At 64.7% G+C, this 16428-nt stretch carries 18 protein-coding genes; 5 read left to right on the forward strand and 13 right to left on the reverse strand.

Going from position 1 to position 16428, the window contains the following annotated elements; genetic code table 11:
• Positions 1 to 17 precede the first annotated feature (17 nt).
• The 11 genes from ACPXCG_RS04900 to ACPXCG_RS04950 all read right to left on the reverse strand — a co-directional run bounded on the left by ACPXCG_RS04900 (position 18) and on the right by ACPXCG_RS04950 (position 10232).
• Positions 18 to 455: a nuclear transport factor 2 family protein gene (locus ACPXCG_RS04900; RefSeq protein ID WP_425789630.1), complete on the reverse strand. Its 438-nt coding sequence runs from the start codon at positions 453 to 455 to the stop codon at positions 18 to 20.
• Between the two features lie 5 nt (positions 456 to 460).
• A complete protein-coding gene (locus ACPXCG_RS04905) occupies positions 461 to 1561 on the reverse strand; it encodes a Gfo/Idh/MocA family protein (protein WP_425789632.1) in 1101 nt (366 codons plus the stop codon).
• Between the two features lie 74 nt (positions 1562 to 1635).
• Positions 1636 to 2472: an SDR family NAD(P)-dependent oxidoreductase gene (locus ACPXCG_RS04910; RefSeq protein ID WP_425789634.1), complete on the reverse strand. Its 837-nt coding sequence runs from the start codon at positions 2470 to 2472 to the stop codon at positions 1636 to 1638.
• 53 nt (positions 2473 to 2525) lie between these two features.
• Positions 2526 to 3878, reverse strand: coding sequence for a cytochrome P450 (locus tag ACPXCG_RS04915; RefSeq protein ID WP_425789636.1), 1353 nt, complete (start codon positions 3876 to 3878; stop codon positions 2526 to 2528).
• Between the two features lie 23 nt (positions 3879 to 3901).
• On the reverse strand, positions 3902 to 4207 hold the full coding sequence (locus ACPXCG_RS04920; RefSeq protein ID WP_425789638.1) for a ferredoxin: 306 nt from the start codon (positions 4205 to 4207) through the stop codon (positions 3902 to 3904).
• The gene (locus ACPXCG_RS04925; RefSeq protein ID WP_425789640.1) at positions 4140 to 5000 is read right to left on the reverse strand and encodes a mycofactocin-coupled SDR family oxidoreductase; all 861 of its coding nucleotides are present in this window, start codon (positions 4998 to 5000) and stop codon (positions 4140 to 4142) included. Before ACPXCG_RS04925 ends, ACPXCG_RS04920 begins: the two co-directional genes overlap by 68 nt.
• A gap of 71 nt (positions 5001 to 5071) precedes the next feature.
• On the reverse strand, positions 5072 to 6526 hold the full coding sequence (locus ACPXCG_RS04930; RefSeq protein ID WP_425789642.1) for an aldehyde dehydrogenase family protein: 1455 nt from the start codon (positions 6524 to 6526) through the stop codon (positions 5072 to 5074).
• 203 nt (positions 6527 to 6729) lie between these two features.
• Positions 6730 to 7710, reverse strand: coding sequence for an NAD(P)/FAD-dependent oxidoreductase (locus ACPXCG_RS04935; protein WP_425789644.1), 981 nt, complete (start codon positions 7708 to 7710; stop codon positions 6730 to 6732).
• Positions 7711 to 7975: 265 nt separating this feature from the next.
• Positions 7976 to 8818, reverse strand: coding sequence for an enoyl-CoA hydratase/isomerase family protein (locus ACPXCG_RS04940; RefSeq protein ID WP_425789646.1), 843 nt, complete (start codon positions 8816 to 8818; stop codon positions 7976 to 7978).
• 77 nt (positions 8819 to 8895) lie between these two features.
• On the reverse strand, positions 8896 to 9762 hold the full coding sequence (locus ACPXCG_RS04945; RefSeq protein WP_425789648.1) for an alpha/beta fold hydrolase: 867 nt from the start codon (positions 9760 to 9762) through the stop codon (positions 8896 to 8898).
• Complete coding sequence (locus ACPXCG_RS04950) at positions 9759 to 10232, reverse strand: cupin domain-containing protein (protein WP_425789650.1); 474 nt, start codon at positions 10230 to 10232, stop codon at positions 9759 to 9761. Before ACPXCG_RS04950 ends, ACPXCG_RS04945 begins: the two co-directional genes overlap by 4 nt.
• Before the next feature lie 140 nt (positions 10233 to 10372).
• On the opposite strand from ACPXCG_RS04950, the gene ACPXCG_RS04955 reads away from it, so the two are divergent.
• On the forward strand, positions 10373 to 10834 hold the full coding sequence (locus tag ACPXCG_RS04955; RefSeq protein WP_425789652.1) for a cupin domain-containing protein: 462 nt from the start codon (positions 10373 to 10375) through the stop codon (positions 10832 to 10834).
• 82 nt (positions 10835 to 10916) lie between these two features.
• Here the strand turns inward: ACPXCG_RS04955 and ACPXCG_RS04960 are convergent, their stop codons facing one another.
• Positions 10917 to 11711, reverse strand: coding sequence for an enoyl-CoA hydratase/isomerase family protein (locus ACPXCG_RS04960; protein ID WP_425789654.1), 795 nt, complete (start codon positions 11709 to 11711; stop codon positions 10917 to 10919).
• A 125-nt stretch (positions 11712 to 11836) separates the two neighbouring features.
• Here ACPXCG_RS04960 and ACPXCG_RS04965 point away from each other — a divergent pair, with 125 nt between their 5' ends.
• The 4 genes from ACPXCG_RS04965 to ACPXCG_RS04980 are packed head-to-tail and all read left to right on the forward strand — an operon-like array spanning position 11837 to position 15521.
• Positions 11837 to 12892, forward strand: coding sequence for an acyl-CoA dehydrogenase family protein (locus tag ACPXCG_RS04965; protein ID WP_425789656.1), 1056 nt, complete (start codon positions 11837 to 11839; stop codon positions 12890 to 12892).
• Positions 12889 to 13785 (forward strand): NAD(P)-dependent oxidoreductase, encoded by an 897-nt coding sequence (locus tag ACPXCG_RS04970; protein ID WP_425789658.1) that lies wholly within the window; start codon positions 12889 to 12891, stop codon positions 13783 to 13785. The genes ACPXCG_RS04965 and ACPXCG_RS04970 overlap by 4 nt, the downstream gene beginning before the upstream one ends.
• Positions 13785 to 14627 carry a sugar phosphate isomerase/epimerase family protein gene (locus tag ACPXCG_RS04975; RefSeq protein ID WP_425789660.1) on the forward strand — a complete coding sequence of 281 codons (843 nt, stop codon included), beginning with the start codon at positions 13785 to 13787 and terminating at the stop codon, positions 14625 to 14627. Before ACPXCG_RS04970 ends, ACPXCG_RS04975 begins: the two co-directional genes overlap by 1 nt.
• A 45-nt stretch (positions 14628 to 14672) precedes the next feature.
• Positions 14673 to 15521, forward strand: a complete 849-nt coding sequence (locus ACPXCG_RS04980) for a sugar phosphate isomerase/epimerase family protein (RefSeq protein ID WP_425789662.1) — start codon at positions 14673 to 14675, stop codon at positions 15519 to 15521.
• Positions 15522 to 15596: 75 nt separating this feature from the next.
• Here ACPXCG_RS04980 and ACPXCG_RS04985 read toward each other — a convergent pair whose 3' ends face one another.
• On the reverse strand, positions 15597 to 16394 hold the full coding sequence (locus tag ACPXCG_RS04985; RefSeq protein WP_425789664.1) for a crotonase/enoyl-CoA hydratase family protein: 798 nt from the start codon (positions 16392 to 16394) through the stop codon (positions 15597 to 15599).
• Between the last annotated feature and the right edge of the window lie 34 nt (positions 16395 to 16428).

The following is a 16428-nucleotide window of genomic DNA, read 5'->3' on the forward strand; positions in this document are numbered from 1 at the left end:
CTCTTGGCATTCGAACGCTACGAGTCGATGCGGATACGCTCCAACCGCAGCGACCGGACTCGCCACTGGTCGCCCCTGCGGACGTAGGTGTCCCAGTAGTGCCCGTACCCGGTCACGATCGCCGTCCCGTCGGACGAGGTCCGTTCTAGACTGTCCGACATCGCCCACACCCCGGTCGCGGTGTCGACGCCGGTGATCTCGATCTCCGGAGCGTGGAGATGGTGCACACTGCGCACGCCGTCCATGCCGGAGCTGATGCCCTGCACGATCGCATCCCGGCCATCCCACCGAAGGTTCACCTCTGGCGCTTCGAGGACGGCGTCTTCGGTGAAGCAGTCACGCAACTCCGCCCACTTCTTGGTGTCCAGGAAGCGCGCGACACGTGCGCGCAGGAGCTTGATGGACTCGACGGCCCGCAGCTCCTCGAGCTCGTTCAGAGTGTTGAGCTCGCCCACCGTTGTCACCGGACTGCCGACGGCTCGCCGACGCCCTGCCTCGAACCGGTCTGCGCCGCGCGCTCGATCGCGTCGAGCAGACGATGACGTCGCAGGCCGTGCGTGAAGTCCGGCGCCTGCTGCGCTCCGCCATCGAGGTGCGCTCGGATACGGTCGTACTCGTGCGCGACGGCGTGTGCCGGCGAGCCGGCGAGGTCCGGGTGATCGTCATAGCCGTCGGGCAACGGGAGTTCGTGAATCTCTTCGTCTCCGTGAGCTCCGGTGATCGTCAACGGATTCGACAGCGTCCCGCCGTTGCCTTCGATCCGCAGGAAGCCGTCCGTACCGACGATCTCCCAGAGCAACTTGGTGGAATGGCTGTTGGCACCCCGGAGGTGGATCGACGCGACCGCGCCGCCGGCGAGGGTGCCGGAAACGGAGATCTCGTCCGCGGCAGTGGCTTCGACGAGTGCCCCCGAGTCGGTGTTGAGGACTCGCGGGTGGCGTACCGCGGTGGTCGCGCTCACGTCAACGAAGTCGTCGAGGACGTAAGCGAAGGAGTCGACAAGATGCCCGAAGACGATCGAGAGGAGAGTCGCGCCGTGCGACTTGTCCAGCAGGTACGCGGTGCGGTCCCCGACCGGGCCACCCCAAGGACCCGACGTCGCGAGCAGACTCGTCGACACGACGTCGCCGACGAATCCATCCGCGATCAGGTCACGCAGGTATCGCACGGCCGGAGCCGCTGTCCCCTGGAAGCCGACGAACACGTCGGCACCCTCCGCGGCGCGCACCAGTTCCTCCGCCTCGGCGACGCCGTTGGCGAGTGGCCATTCGCAGAGGACGGGTTTCCCCGCTCCCAGCGCCTTGAGGACCAGGTCTCGATGCTCGGGCACCTTCACCGCGATCACCACGAGGTCCACGTCGTCGCACTGCGCGAGTTCTTCGACGCTCGCGAAGGCCCGCGGCACCCCATATGCTTCGGCGGCCGCCTGTGCCGAGGCCGCAGAACTCGTTGCAATGGCGCTGATCTCGAAACCTTCGGCGGCCCGCAACGCGGGGAGATGGCCGTAGGACGCCCAGCTTCCTGACGCGCTGAGACCGACCACACCGACTCGTAATGTCACTGTCAGAACCTATCCACTCGATGAATTGTCGGCGCCCGAGTGGTCTCGGACGCTCATTTGCCGGGACGATGTCCCTAGGAGAAGGACCCGATCTTGTCGGCCGACTCGCCGCCGACATGGAAGCGCCCGCCGTCGACTCGCAGCATCGATCCGGTGACCCATCGCGCGTCTGGGCCCAAGAGGTAGATCACCGCGCCGGCGATATCGGTCGGTTCCCCTAGTCGCTGCATCGGCACCAAACCGGCCTCGGCGACTCCGCGCTCGCCCTCCCAGATCGGCGCGGCGAGATCGGTTTTGATGATGCCCGGTTCTATCGTGTTGACGGTGACCCCGCGCGGTCCCAGCTCGCGGGCCAGAGTGAAGGTCAGACTCTCGAGAGTCGCCTTTCCCGCGGTGTAGATCCCCGCCGCCTCGTGAACACGCCGCGCCCCAGCCGAGGAGATGTTGACCACGGCCGATCCGTTGGGAAGCCCGACGGCCGACGCCGCCTGGATGATCGACACCGCAGGCCAGGTATTTGCCAGGATGGTTGCCTCGAACTCTTTTCTCCCGCAGTCCAGTACGGGTCCGTGATAAAAGCTGGCGGCGGCATTGTTGACGACGAAGTCGATCCTGCCGAACTCGTCGATCGCGGTGTTCACGAGCCGCGTCGCAAAAGCGGATTCGGTGAAGTCTCCCTGCACTCCGACCGCAGTGCCACCGGCCTCCCTGATCTCTGCCACGGCACGGTTCAGGACTCCGTGATCACGGCCGTTGAGGACGACGGACGCACCTCGGTCCGCGAGACGGCCCACCACCGCGCGGCCGATCCCTCGCGACCCGCCTGTGACGACTGCGACTCGTCCAGCGAACCAGTCGATGTCGGTCGGGTTCGGTAGTTCGAATACCACTGGTTCCACCAATCTGGACATGAAACGAAGCCGAAGGGGGTGTCCAGACCTGACTCCCCCTTCGGCGTACGGCTTTACCGATCCCGTCGAGCGGTGACCCGCTCGGCCAGCTGCTCGTCGACGACGATCTTCTGAACCTTCTCGATGGTCTGCGCGAGCCCCGGACCACGGCGCTCGCCCGGGGTGAAGGTCGCAGGCATGTTCACCAGGCCGTTGATCTGACCGACCGACTCGTAGTGGACCACCGCGTCGGGATCGATCACAAAATCGGGCATCCGATCGAGCACCGCGGTAACCATCCGCTTGAAGACATTGCGCGCGACGTTCGAACCGATGCACCGGTGGATACCGAGGCCGAAGGCAGCGTGCCGGTTACCCGTGCGGTCGAAATCGACCTCGTCCGGGTCCGGGAACACCTCCGGCGAGCGGTTCGCCATCGACCACGAGACCCATACGCGCTCACCCTCTTTGAACTCGACGCCGTCGATCTCGACGTCCTCGCTGAAGGTACGCGCGTCGCCCACCGCCGGGGTGAAGAATCGGAGGAACTCTTCGGTGGCCGGGTCGAGCAGCGTGTCGATCTCGGCAGCGAGGCGCGCCCGCTCGTCCTGGTGCTGGGACAGCCACAGGAGCGACTGGCCAGTCAATGCAGTCGTGGTGTCGAATCCGCCGCCGACCAGCAGCATCAACGTCCCGGTGATCTCCTGGTCGGTGAGGACCCTACCGGCGACAGTCGCGTTGATGAGTGCGTCGACGAATCCCGGCCGGGGATTCGCCCGGACCTCGGGCACCGCATCGGTCAGCGCGGCCCTACTGGCCATGACGATCTTCATCACCCGTTCATGATCCGGCGAGCCCGGCGGGGTGTACATCAACGCGTGCTGGGCTTCGCTGTGGACATCCCAGTCGGCCAGCGGCAGCCCCAGCATGCCCATCGTGGTGATCGCAGGCACGATGGTCGCCAGATCGTCGATGAAGTCGATGCTGCCGCTTTCGATGTGGTCGTCAAGGCAAGCATGGACGAGCTCGTCGATGATCGGCACCCACCGCGCCACGGCCGCAGGTGACATGTAGGGGTTCAGCACTTTTCGGAAGTCGGTCTGTTCCGGCGGATCGAGCTCGAGGAACGACGGGGTGTCGTACGGCCCATAGTCGTATGCCGGGATGGAGATTCCCTTGTAGCCGTTGACGCTGCCGTCCGCGTCGCGGAAGTTGGTCACTTCGGGTCGGCGAGCCACCGCGAACACCTGATCCATCCCGCTCACGACCCAGTGATCCTCGTAGGAACCGGTCCACGCGACGGGGCATTTCGCGTGCAACTCGTGCGTCTGTTCGACAAACCCCTGGCGGAACCCGGGACCGTGACGCTCGAAGTCGATCGGGCACTTCTTCAGTTCTTCGGTCTTGGAGGCACTGTCCGTCGTCATTGTGATTCCGTCGTCCATGAGAATCAGCCCTCGATCATCTGGATCGCGCGCTCGGGACACGAACTGATCGCCGAATTCGCCGCCTGTTCTTGGCCACTGGCGATCCTGCCGCCATCATTCGCCTCGCTGTGACCGTCTTCGTCCCTGAGCGTGAACAGATCGGGCGCGACCATTGCGCACAGCGTGTGTCCTTGGCACACCCGCTCATCAACTTGCACTCTCATTTCGACCCCTTCTGTCGGTGACATCTTGACGGTGGGCTCAGACATGGAACGGGTACCACTTGAGGTAACCGCCGGCGTCGACGCGCATCTGCGTTCCGGTGACATAACGGGACTCGTCCGATGCCAGGTAGACCACAGCGTTGCTGATGTCGACGGGGTCGACCCACGGAACCGGCATCGACTGCTGGACGGTGAACGCGTCGCGCGCATCCTCCATCTTCGGGTTCTCCAGGTCCGGGCGGAAGATCCTGGCCATCGCGTCGCTCTGCAGCATCGCGGTGTTGACGTTGGTGGGATGAACCACGTTGGCCCGGATCATCTGCGGCGCCACCACGCGAGCGAGTTCGTTCATGTAATGGGTGAGCAACTGCTTGGCAACGGGGTAGCCGGCGCCGCCCGGGTCCGCACCGGGGTTCTCCACGCCGCCGGATGGCATGAGTGCCGCAGTCGATCCCGTCGCGATGATCGACCCACCCTCCTTGAGGTACGGGAGGGCCACGTGGATGGCATTCTGGGCACCCATGAGGTTGATTCCGATGACGTCGATCCAGCCCTGCATGCCGGCATCGCTGAGCATCGGACAGATACCTGCGTTGGCGACGACGATGTCGAGGCGACCGAACTCCTCGACCCCGCTCGCCACCGCGGCCGCGAGCTCGTCCTCCACCCGCACGTCGGCTTCGACGGTGATGATGCGTCGCCCGTGGGCCTCCACCAGGCGGGCGGTCTCCTTGAGATCTTCCGGACGCGACATCGCGTAGGTGTTGGACGGAACGTCCTTGCAGATGTCGATCGCGATGATGTCGGCGCCCTCTTCGGCCAGGCGTACGGCGTGGCTACGCCCCTGCCCGCGCGCGGCACCGGTGATGAAAGCGACCTTACCTTCGACCCTACCCATGATGTTCTCCTTGCTATACGTGATTTTGGTTGTTGTTCAACGTGTTTGATGCTCGGACCGCAGCGGGCCCCTCAGGCCGGACGTGCGATCGACTTGACCTGGAGCATGTCCTCGAGACCTTCGACTCCCCACTCTCGACCGACGCCGCTCTGCTTGTAGCCGCCGAACGGTGCGGTCTGGTGGTTCCACATCTGGTCGTTGATCTGGATGGCGCCGGCCCGCATGCCCTCCGCGACCTTTCGTGCACGCTCTGGATCTGCGCTCCAGACGCCGCCGGCGAGTCCGTAGACCGTGTCGTTGGAGATCGCGATCGCCTCGTCATCGTCGTCGAAGGGAATGATGCACAGCAGCGGTCCGAAGATCTCCTCCTGCGCCACCACCGAGCGGGGGTCCGCGTCTGCGACGATTGTCGGCTCGACGTAGTAACCCTTGTCGAAGCGGTCGCTGGCCTTACCGCCCGTGATCACCCGACCGGCGTCTTCGGCCTGCGCGTAGTAGCGGAGCACGGACTCGTACTGCTTCTTGTTGGCCAACGGCCCCATGTAATTGTTGGGGTCGGCCGGATCGCCCCAGGGGATCATCTTCATGGTCGCCTCGGCGATCGCGATCGCCTCCTCCTGGCGCTCACGCGGCACCAGCAGGCGCGAATAGATGCCACAGCCCTGACCGGCGTGGCTCATGGTGGTGCCCACGATGAACGGGATGGCAGAGGCGAAGTCGGCGTCGTCGAGCACGATCGCCGACGACTTACCGCCGAGTTCGAGTTGAAGTCGCTTGACCGTGGGCGCGGCAGCCGCCATGATGCGGCGGCCGGTGGCCGTTGAACCGGTGAAGGTGATGGCGTCGACCTCGGGGTGCGTGGTGAGGACCGACGCGACCTCGTTGTCATCGGTGGTCACGATGTTGACGACACCGGCCGGGATGTCGGTGTGCTCGTTCAGGAGCCGCCCGATCTCCAGCGTGCTCCACGGAGTGTCCGGTGCCGGCTTGAGGACCACCGTGCAGCCTGCGGCCAGCGTAGGTGCCAGCTTGCCGAGTGCGAGGAAGACCGGATAGTTCCACGGTGTGATCGCGGCGACGACACCGGCGGCCTCGCGTCGGATGACACGGTGGGCGCCTTCATCACCCGCGTTCGGGGTGATGACCTTCTCGAACTCGTAGTTCTCGAGGAGATCGATGTAATGTCCGATCATCTCGATGGAGCCGTCCAGCCCGACCTGCTTGGTCAGCTCGTAGGGCAGCCCGGCTTCGGCGATCAGAACCGGGCGCATGTCCTCGGCGTGCTTGCGCAGAACGTCTTGCAACTGGATCAAGCACGTGCGGCGGAACTCCACGTCGGTCGACCACGTCGTGGTGTCGAAGGCGCGACGTGCTGCGTGGATCGCCCGCTCCACATCTTCGACACCCGCGTTCGGAGCTGTTCCGAGGACCTCTTCGGTAGCAGGATTGATGTTGTCGTACACACGTCCACCGGTCGCTTCGACCAGTTCACCGTCGATCAACATTCGGTACTGAGAATCGCTCATCGTTTCAAGTTCCTTGCTTGTTTCTGGTTTGCGGCTGCGCCTTGTGTCTCGTCGTTGCCGACCAAGCGCCGGGGATGTGTCGTGTGATCGGGATGCGCACCTGGCGCGGCTGAGATCTACATCATAGCTGTCATAGTATACCTAGTCACCTACTTGTTGCGATGATTCGTCGTGATTGCCCAGCCGTGAGCCGGGTGGTCAGCTCAGCCGTCGGTGGAATGGCCGGGGAACAACGTCAATCCGGGATCGAGAACCACCGCTGCGTTGTTGACAGCCGTCGCAACCTCGCCGAACCCGACCGACATCAGCCGCACCTTGCCGGTGTAAGAGGTGATGTCGCCCGCTGCATACACCCTCGGAACGTTCGTCTGCATCCGCGTGTCCACGACGATCGTCCGCCGGTCGAGTTCCATACCCCATGTCGTCAGGGGCCCGAGATTACTGATGAAGCCCAGTGCGGCAATCACCGAGTCCACGTCCAGAACCCGGTGATCGTCCTGACCGTCAACCCGGACATGCGCCTGGCTGACAGTGCCATTTCCGAGCAGCGCAGCAACTTGTGCGTCGGTAATGATCTCCACGCCACTCGTTTTCAGTTCCTGGACGCTCGCCGCATGGGCACGGAAAGTACTGCGCCGATGGACGACAGTCACCGAACGAGCGATCTCGCGCAATGCGAGAGCCCAGTCGACGGCGCTGTCACCGCCCCCGACGACGAGCACGTCGCGGCCGGTGTGTTCGTTCGGGTCCGGTACGAAATAGCTCAGACCTCGGTCGAGGAACTCCTCACCGGCCGGCAGGGTACGCGGGGTGAATGTCCCGATGCCCGCGGTCACGATCACTGCCCCGGCATCGACGACGGTGCCGTCGGAAAGGGTGACGACGGCCCTGCCCTCATCGGTGTGAGCCAGGGTCACCGCCTCCCGTCCGAGCAGATACGTCGGATCGAAGGCATCGGCCTGGGCCTTGAGCGCAGCGACCACCTCGCGGCCTCGGGCAGCGGGGACACTGGCGATGTCGCGTATCTCCTTCTCCGGATACAACGCGGTGATCTGACCGCCGCACTGGGGGAGCCCGTCGACGAGAACGGTGGACAACCCGCGGAAGCCCGCCGTGTACGCGCCGAACAGTCCGACTGGACCTGCGCCGACGATGAGAATGTCTGTCGTGACGGTCTCGGCCATGAGCCCACCTATCGAAGTCGTGAAATGAATCGTGAGTCCACCGACGCGGCGCGGGGGTGGACGAGTGACAGTCGTCGCAGGGGCACAGTCCGGCTTCTACCTGAACCCTCTGGCGCGAGTCTATTTCGCACCATCGACAGGAAGAAGCGTCGATTCCGCTCGGTGGGACCGTCCGTAATCGCTGGTGAGGCGCGCATACCACCGACTGTCGGGATCAGCGGGGCCTGCCGGAACCGCTGGCGGCGCGGTTGCGTCGTCGACGCCGTCAGAGCCGTCCCGGACGGCGCAGTTCTTCCGGAACCCATTCCGGGGCACGGTGTTCCGAGAACGCTTGCCACCCCTCGACGAACTCGGGCCCCCGTAGGCTGGCGGCCATCCCGATACGGTCGTGCAGACCCATGTGGGCATCCAGCACCCGTTTGGTCTGGAGGCGCGCGTCCGGCGCCGTTGTCGCGCACTGGCGTAACAGCTCGGTCGCGGCGTCCATCAGCGATTCGTCCGGGACGACACGTGCGATCAGCCCCCAGTCGAGGGCTTCCTGCGCGGTCAGTGTGCGTCCGGTGAACATCAGATCCCGGGTACGGACCGGCCCGATGATCCGCGGCAGCATCTGCGCGTAGTAGAGGTCGGCGATACCTCGTAACAGCTCGGGCACCCGGAACGTGGCACTCTCGGCGGCGACAGCCACGTCCGAACACAACGCGATCATGAAACCGCCACCTTGACAGATACCGTTGATCGCGCAGATCACAGGCTTGACACTGTGGCGAAGAGTGTTGAAAGGCAAGGCATCACCACCGAGGATGGAGAAGTCCATCCAGGCGTCCGGGCCGCGCCGTCCCAAGTCGCCACCGGGGATGAAGACATTTCCGGTGCCCGTGATCAGCATGCCGTGCAGATCGGGATCTTCGTCGACCCGTTGGGAGGCATACCGTATGCCGAAATACATCGCGTTGGTCAGAGCATTGCGTGCTTCCGGTCGATCGACCACCAGGTGCGCAAAGGATCCCTCGCGAGTCAGTCGCAGATACGGGCTGCCGGTGAAGTCCCCTTCGGGAGGACTCGGTTCCGAAGGGGGCGATCCGGGAGGCACGGCCGGATCGGTCATGAATTGGCCGTCGGGATCTGCTCCGACATCCAGTGTCGTGCACTGCCGGGCGACACCCCCGTGGACCGATCAGTCACCTAGCCCTCGACATCGCGGAGAAGATATGGGATCACGGTGCTCTCGAACTCGTCCTTGCGCTCGATCATTGCCCAGTGGCCGCAGTTGTGGAAGACGTGCAACTCGCATGTCGGGATCAATCGCATCGGCATGAGCGAGCTGTCCAACGGCGTCACCCGATCATCGCGCCCCCAGGTGATGAGGGTGGGTGCCTGGATCTTCGTCAGGGTCTCGATCTGGTTGACGACCGCTGCGCCGTTGCGGACACGCATACCCGCCAACGACCCCGCATTGAACAATCGCCGAACGTCGGCCAATGCTGCAGGATCCGAGGCGGTCTTCCATCGGCTCTCGACGAACTCCTCGGTCAGGATCGCCGGGTCGTAGACCATCGATTCCATCCAGGACATCAGGTTCTCGCGAGTGGGATGGTCGACGAACTGGACCAGGAGTTTGATGCCCTCGGGCGGAGACGGGCTGAACACCGCTGTGCCGATGCCGCCGATCGTGACGAGTCGTCTGACCCGTTCGGGATGCGCCGCGGCAAGCCGCGACGCGACGTTGCCACCCATGGAGTTTCCGACCACCGCAACCTCGTCGAGGCCCATGCCGTCGAGGAAGTCCAGCACCGACGGCAGTGCGGTCAGCATCGGGTTCTCATCGCACGAATAGCTCTTCCCGAACCCGGGGAAGTCCAGGATGAGGGTTCGGAAATGCTCTGCGAAGGCAGGGAGATTCCCCTGATAATTGCTCCAGCCGCTGACACCCGGGCCGGAGCCGTGCAGGAGGAGCAGAGGCGGTCCATCACCGGCCTCGTGATAGTGCAGGACGCCCTTCTCGGTATCGAGCGTGCGACGCGTGGTGTCGTGGGTCAGCGTCGAGCTCATCGCCGGACCGCCCAGCCGAAGTCGTGCCAGTAAGTCTCCAGCTCGGTCACCGGCCGCGGCCAGGTCTCGATGTAGGTCACACCCTCGTCGCCTGCGGTCATCGTGTACGCGGTCCCCGCTCGGCTGACGAACACCTGCCCCGGACGCACCGTGACCGTCTCGGGCTCGTCGTTGTCGTAGTGCTCGATGTGGTATTCACCCTGAAGTACAAAGAGCATTTCGTCCACGTTGTGATGGTGGCGAGGAACCGTGAATCCTGGTGTCACTCGCAACGGATTACGATTGAACCGAAGCATTTCGATCGGCTTTGTCGTAACGAACATGTGATCCTCGAATGTCGCACGAAAGTCGACAGGTGCGTCTTTGAGGAGTCCGCCGTCATTCCATAAATAGCTGGGATTGTCCTGTTGATCCAATCCCATCTGAACCCAGTCCAGGCCGTCGGTGAGATTGCCGAATACCAGTGTCATCCCTGCACCGTAGGTGCAGCGATGACACTGTGTCTCACGCCCATTCCGCTCGATGGAACAGGGGAGGATGCGTCCTCTGGGGTTCCGGTGAACGGAATTTTCCTGTGCGCGATATCGCCGCGTCCCGACATACTCGTCCGATGGCAACCGAACTCATTGAACTGCTGTCCACCGATGGTTGGCGAGACATGACTGTGGACCAGTCCTTCCCCGCGTACCTGTGGGCGGCGGGAGGTACCCTCACCGAGGCACCGGTCGACATGGAGAAGACATTCGCCGAACAGATGTGGGTCGCGTCGAAGATAGACCCGTCGTTCAACCTGAACGGCCTCCGCTGCGCTCCCGGATTCGCCGTTCCGAGGCATCACCACAATCTCGACGAGTTGATCATCGTGTTCGAAGGGGAATTCCATGTCACGTGGGGCGAGAACGGCGAAGAAGGCAGCCGGACAGTCGGACCCGGCGAATTCTGGATCAGCCGAGCCGGCACTCCTTACCTGATGACCGCGGGACCCGAAGGTGTCACCTACCTGGAAACCTGGCCGGAACCGATGTCGAAGCTCGAGACCTACTGGCACGACGGCGGATGGGTCCATCACTGAGCATCAAATCCTTGCTGTGACCGATTCCGAGCGAGCCTCCGCGGCTGCCGACGGAGCAGCGCGGGGGCTCGTCTGCTCGTTCTCAGCTCGTGGCCGTCGACGGAGTTCGCCGACCGAACACCGGCACCCGCTTCTCCAGGAACGCCGCCTTGGCCTCGGCCGCATCGGGCCCACCGATGTTGTTGACCTGAGCGCTCGACTCCGCGCGCAGCGCCTGCTCCAGACTGCCGCCTTCGGCAGCTGCATCGAGAAGCCGTTTCGTCAGCGAGAGGGCGCGAGCCGGTCCGCCGGCCAGCCTGGTGGCCATCGTGGTGACCCTCTCGTCGATCTCCTCGGGAGCCACGACGCTGGTCACCAACCCGAGATCGGCAGCCTCCTGCGCCGAGTAGATGTCGCCGAAAAACGCGATCTCCTTCGCCTTCTGGAGGCCCACCAGCTTGGGCAGCAGCCACGATCCGCCGCCGTCCAGCGACAGTGCCCGGCGAACGAATATCTCCGAGAACCTGGCGCGATCGGTCGCCACCACAAGGTCACAGCCCAACGCCAGATTCCATCCCGCTCCGACCGCGACGCCGTCCACCTTCGCGATGGTGGGAATTGTCAAGGCATGCAAGGCACGCGCCGCTTCACTGACGTCCGCCATGAACGCGAGTTTGTCGTCACCCTTCATGCCCGCGAGATCGGACCCGGAGCAGAAGTCTCCGCCGTCGCCGGTGAGCACCATCACGCGGTCGGTCCGAGCCCTTTCGATTGCGAGGAAGGTATCCGCCAACTCGTGCCACATCGGCACGTGCACGGCGTTCTTCTTCTCGGGACGGGACATGACCACCGTCACGACACCAGCGTTTCGCTCGATACGCAGCGAGTCCATCGACATTGCTCTCCACTCTTTCCGAAGATCGCGATGGGCGGCACCTTCTCGGCCGGGTGCCGCCTAGATCTAGACCGCAAGGTAGTTGACGTGGTTAACTACGTCAATTGTTACGATCCGCAAGGAGTGTCATGGATTTCGCCCTGAGCGAGGAGCAGACAGCCCTCGCCGAAGCCGAACGAGGTTGGCTGGTCAAGAACGATCCGCTGGCCGTCCGACGCTCGACGATCGACGACGGCCCGGCGAGGATCTCGTCGAACGCGCTCGCCCACGTCGCCGAATCCGGACTCATCGGCCTGCTGACCTCCGAAATGGGAGGTTGTCATGTCGACCTGCTCGTGCTGAGCGAGGAACACGGTCGTGCGGGCAGCGCTGTGCCCGTCGCAGAACTTGCCGTCACCTGTCAGATCCTCGAACAGATCGGCCACCAAGGACTCCCGGAGGCGGCTTCAGGTGAGTCGGTGACGCTGCCGGTGCTCGCTTCCCTTGCTTCGCCGTCGTTGTCGGCTGAGATCGACGGGGCCCGACTGCGACTTCACGGTGCGACCGCGCCCGCCACCGGCCTCCCGGACGCCGCGCAGCTCCTCGTCGCGGCCACGACCGAGCAGGGAGACGACGTCGTCGCCGTCGTCCCGGCTGAATCCGTGTCCACTCGAGCGCTCGACACACTGGACCTCACCCGAGCGTGGTCTGTGGTCGACATCGACCTGGAACTCGACTCGAGTGCCTGGTCACCGGCACCCTCCGGAACCGTTGCCCGCCTCCGGGACCAACTCGCCACCTACCGCGCCGTCGACGCGCTGGGAGCGGCCTCGCGGCTTCTCGAGCTGACAGTCGACTACGCCGGCCAACGGACGCAGTTCGATCGCGTGATCGGGAGTTTTCAGGCGATCAAGCACCATTGCGCCGACATGGCGCTGGCCGTCGAAGCGTCACGCGCCTCACTGTGGGCTGCGGCCGTTGCGCTCGACGGCGACGACGCTCGGGCACGGACCCGTGCAGTTGCCGCAGGCGCGGCCTTCGTCGGAGAAGCCACCCGGACAACCGCACAAACCGCGCTGCAAGTCCACGGCGGGATCGGCTTCACCTGGGAACACGATGTCCACCTGTATATCCGCCGCATCAAGGTGGACGAACTCCTCGACGGGTCCGTCGGCTTCCACCGCCGTCGGCTGGTCTCCGCATGAAGATCGGATTCATCGGGGCCGGCCGAATGGGCGCACCCACAGTCGAACGGCTGGTCGCGGCGGGCCATGAGGTCACGGTTCTCACTCGGCGCCCGGAAGCCTTGGCTACCGCGCAGTCCAAGGGGTGGGTCACCGCCGGCACGATCGGCGAGACCGTTCAGGATGCCGACATCGTCATCAGCATGGTGCTGAACGACGAGCAGGTTCAGGAAGCGATGCTCGGCGCCGACGGTGCGCTCGCCGCAATGAAGACCGAAGCGGTACTCGTCGCGCACACCACCTGCGACCCCGACACTGTTGCGCTGCTGGCCGACACCGGTGCGGCGCGCGGCGTGCACGTCGTGGACGCCGCGGTCTCCGGTGGCCCCCGGGATATCGAGGAAGGTCAACTCACTCTCTGGGTCGGCGGCGACGCCGCTGTGCTCGATGCCGTGCGGCCGGCGTTGGCGGCCTACGCGTCGCCGGTACTCCACGTCGGGTCGGTGGGTCACGGTCAACGGGTCAAGCTGGTCAACAACGCACTCTTCGTCGCACAGGTCGGCCTGGCCGTCGACGCGGTTCGACTCGCCGATGCCGTCGGTATCAGCGAGTCCGACATCCTGTCGGCCGTCCAGCACGGCAGTGGGGACAGCCGCGCCCTCAATAGCGTCGCCTGGATCGGCGTGGAGCACGTCGGTAGCCGACTGGCCGAGCTGATGAGCAAGGACGTGGCCGTTGTCCGTCAGATCGCCGAGCGCTCGGGCACAGATCTCGGACTCCTCGGAGAGGTGCTCTCCTCAGATCTTGTCGAGGATCAGATCCTCTGTGCCGGTGGCATTCCCGACCGAGCACTCGCCCGCTCCAGCACACGGACACCGGACTCGATGAAGCGACCAGCCGCGAAGGAGAGATGATGAGCGAACTCGGGATCGAATATCAGACCGTGCTCGGCCTGCCGCCCGTGGACTTCGTCCACCTCGCCGCCGACCTCGACTGCCACCACATCTCCATGAAGGTCACCGGCGGCGGCATCTACGACCACCCCTCCTTCTCCATGCTCGACGACACCGCCCTGCGGCAACAGTTCATCGCGGCGCTGCGAGACCGGGATGTCACGATCTCCCTCGGCGAGGGTTTCGTCGTCCGCCCCGCATACGAATTGCGTGACGAAGCAGCGGCCCTCGACGTCATGGCTGAATTCGGCGTGACCCGCGTGAACACCGTGACGATGGATCCCGATCTGCCACGTAGCTTTGATCAGTTCGCCGTCTTCACCGAGATGGCGTCCGACCGCGGGATGACCACGACGATGGAGTTCGCCAAGTCATTGACCGTGACGGACCTGCCAACCGCTCTGCAGGCCGTCGCTCATGTCGGTCGCCCTGATTTCGCATTGCTCGTCGACACCATGCATGCTGTGCGCTCCGGCAACGGTCCCGATGATCTGTTGATGCTCGAACCCGAGTGGGTCGGGTACATCCAACTCAGCGACGACACACTTGCACAACGCAATCCGGTCTACCGGGACGACTCGAGTGACCGCCGGGTACCCGGCACGGGCGAGATGCCCCTGGTGGAGATGGTCGCTGCGCTACCCCCGGTCCCGGTCGTCGGCGTCGAGGCACCGATGCGCTCGCTGCTCGCAGCGGGGACGCCGGTGTCCGAGTGTGCCCGCCAAGCGGTCGCGGGCGCACGGGAGGTCTTACAGGCCGCCGACGAACTCCGGAAGACCCGGGCACGTGGCTGCCACCGCTGACCATCGATGGCAGGCGAACAACACCACCAGTTCAGGAGGCCGGACATGAACAACGAAGCGCCAGTGACCCGTACCGCGATGGACCGGCCGCACCCGCGCGTATCGGTGAGCGGACTGTGCTTTCCGACGGCGACCGCGATCGAGTCGATCGAGGCGGTCGCCCGGCTGGGCGCGTCGACGACGTCTCTCACGTCCGGGAAGGTCCTCGACAGCGGCGCAGACCTGGTGGCCGAGGCCGGCCGCCGACATGGGGTCCGTATCGGCACCACCACGGCGTTGCTGCGTTTCGACCTGACGCCGGGCGCCGACATCGACGACCAGCTCGCCCGCGCACGTTCCGACATCGACCAGGCCGTGACAGTCGGCGCGAGCACGGTGTACACCCTGACCGGACGACGAGTGTTGCCCGACTGGGACGCGAACGTCTGCGCATATGCCGACGCGGCCGCCGGCGTGATCGACTACGCCACCAGCAAGGGCATCAGGGTTGCCGTCGAGCCCACGAACTGGCTCTACGCGGATCTCAATTTCGTTCACAGCTTCCACGACGCGCTTCTGTTGGGCGCCCGTACCGGTATCGGGGTGTGCCTGGACCTCTTCCACGTCTGGACCGAGGCTGAGCTGCTCGAGGACATCCGCAAGAACATCGAACACATCTCGCATGTCCAACTCAGCGACATGACGCCGGGCATTCGCGCCCTGCCGTGCCGAGATGTCCCGGGCGGCGGCGATATTCCACTTCGGCACATCGTGGCCGAGATCCTCGACGCCGGATACGAGGGCGTCTTCGATCTGGAACTCAGCGGGCCGAACATCGACGCTGCAGGACATGCCGAGGCGGCGGCGACCGCGGTCGCCTGGATCAGCGAGGTTCTGTCCGAACTCGGCGCCTGACCGGAAATGGTGCGGTCCGGGTAGCGGGATGAAACACCGCGACCCGGACCGAGACCTTCTGTCTGAGCGACCGGCTCAGCGCGCCTGCCAGACCGGCTGCCGCTTCTCTGCGAACGCGCGCGGCCCCTCCTTGGCGTCTTCGCTCGTTGCCAGCAGGTCCCATTCCGCACGGGACAGATCCCACCGATCAGCCTCGGCGACATGCACGCCGTCCACCACGCCATAGGCGACGCGCTTGCTCGCCTGTACCGACAGCGGCGCATTGACCGCCACCCGCGCAGCGAGGTCGATTGCGGCTTCGAGGACCTTGCCTTCCAGGACAACCTGGTTGATCAGACCGACATCGAGTGCCCGCGCCGCGGAGATGGGGTCGCCGGTGAAGATCATCTCCATCGCGAGACGCTGCGGCATCTGAGCCGGGAGACGGAACACACCACCCGCCCCCGCGATCAGTCCTCGTTTGACCTCGGGCAGGCCGAACGTGGCATTCTCCGCCGCAACGATCAGATCGGCAGCCATCGCGAGCTCGGTGCCGCCGCCGAGTGCAGTACCGTTCACTGCGGCAATCGTGGGCTTGTCGGTGTACTTGTTCACGAAGCCGGCGAAGCCCCAGTCCTTATGCTCCGGAGCGTAAACCGATTCGCCGCGCGAGATCGCCTTGAGATCCGCCCCCGCACAGAACGACTTGTCTCCGGCTCCGGTCAAGACGATCGCACGCACTTCTGAGTCGGCGGCAGCCTCGTCCAGCGCTCCGCCGATGCCCGCGCTCACCGCCGAGTTCACCGCGTTGCGCGCGGCCGGGCGATTGATCGTGATCACCATGATGTTGCCCGTGCGCTCGATGAGCACTGCCGGGTCGGTCGTTGCCGTCATCGTTTGTCCTACTTCCTCTTCGGTTCGCACGTCG

This window comes from Gordonia sp. DT218 (assembly GCF_049847105.1).
GTDB lineage: Bacteria > Actinomycetota > Actinomycetes > Mycobacteriales > Mycobacteriaceae > Gordonia.

Excerpts from the sequence above, each read along its gene's own strand:
- ACPXCG_RS04930 (WP_425789642.1), bottom strand. The coding sequence starts at position 6,526 with ATGAGCGATTCTCAGTACCGAATGTTGATCGACGGTGAACTGGTCGAA.
- ACPXCG_RS04975 (WP_425789660.1), top strand. The coding sequence starts at position 13,785 with ATGAGCGAACTCGGGATCGAATATCAGACCGTGCTCGGCCTGCCGCCC.
- ACPXCG_RS04950 (WP_425789650.1), bottom strand. The coding sequence starts at position 10,232 with ATGACACTGGTATTCGGCAATCTCACCGACGGCCTGGACTGGGTTCAG.
- ACPXCG_RS04965 (WP_425789656.1), top strand. The coding sequence starts at position 11,837 with ATGGATTTCGCCCTGAGCGAGGAGCAGACAGCCCTCGCCGAAGCCGAA.
- ACPXCG_RS04915 (WP_425789636.1), bottom strand. The coding sequence starts at position 3,878 with ATGACGACGGACAGTGCCTCCAAGACCGAAGAACTGAAGAAGTGCCCG.
- ACPXCG_RS04910 (WP_425789634.1), bottom strand. The coding sequence starts at position 2,472 with ATGTCCAGATTGGTGGAACCAGTGGTATTCGAACTACCGAACCCGACC.
- ACPXCG_RS04970 (WP_425789658.1), top strand. The coding sequence starts at position 12,889 with ATGAAGATCGGATTCATCGGGGCCGGCCGAATGGGCGCACCCACAGTC.
- ACPXCG_RS04920 (WP_425789638.1), bottom strand. The coding sequence starts at position 4,207 with ATGTCACCGGAACGCAGATGCGCGTCGACGCCGGCGGTTACCTCAAGT.
- ACPXCG_RS04935 (WP_425789644.1), bottom strand. The coding sequence starts at position 7,710 with ATGGCCGAGACCGTCACGACAGACATTCTCATCGTCGGCGCAGGTCCA.
- ACPXCG_RS04985 (WP_425789664.1), bottom strand. The coding sequence starts at position 16,394 with ATGACGGCAACGACCGACCCGGCAGTGCTCATCGAGCGCACGGGCAAC.
- ACPXCG_RS04925 (WP_425789640.1), bottom strand. The coding sequence starts at position 5,000 with ATGGGTAGGGTCGAAGGTAAGGTCGCTTTCATCACCGGTGCCGCGCGC.
- ACPXCG_RS04940 (WP_425789646.1), bottom strand. The coding sequence starts at position 8,818 with ATGACCGATCCGGCCGTGCCTCCCGGATCGCCCCCTTCGGAACCGAGT.
- ACPXCG_RS04980 (WP_425789662.1), top strand. The coding sequence starts at position 14,673 with ATGAACAACGAAGCGCCAGTGACCCGTACCGCGATGGACCGGCCGCAC.
- ACPXCG_RS04955 (WP_425789652.1), top strand. The coding sequence starts at position 10,373 with ATGGCAACCGAACTCATTGAACTGCTGTCCACCGATGGTTGGCGAGAC.
- ACPXCG_RS04960 (WP_425789654.1), bottom strand. The coding sequence starts at position 11,711 with ATGTCGATGGACTCGCTGCGTATCGAGCGAAACGCTGGTGTCGTGACG.
- ACPXCG_RS04945 (WP_425789648.1), bottom strand. The coding sequence starts at position 9,762 with ATGAGCTCGACGCTGACCCACGACACCACGCGTCGCACGCTCGATACC.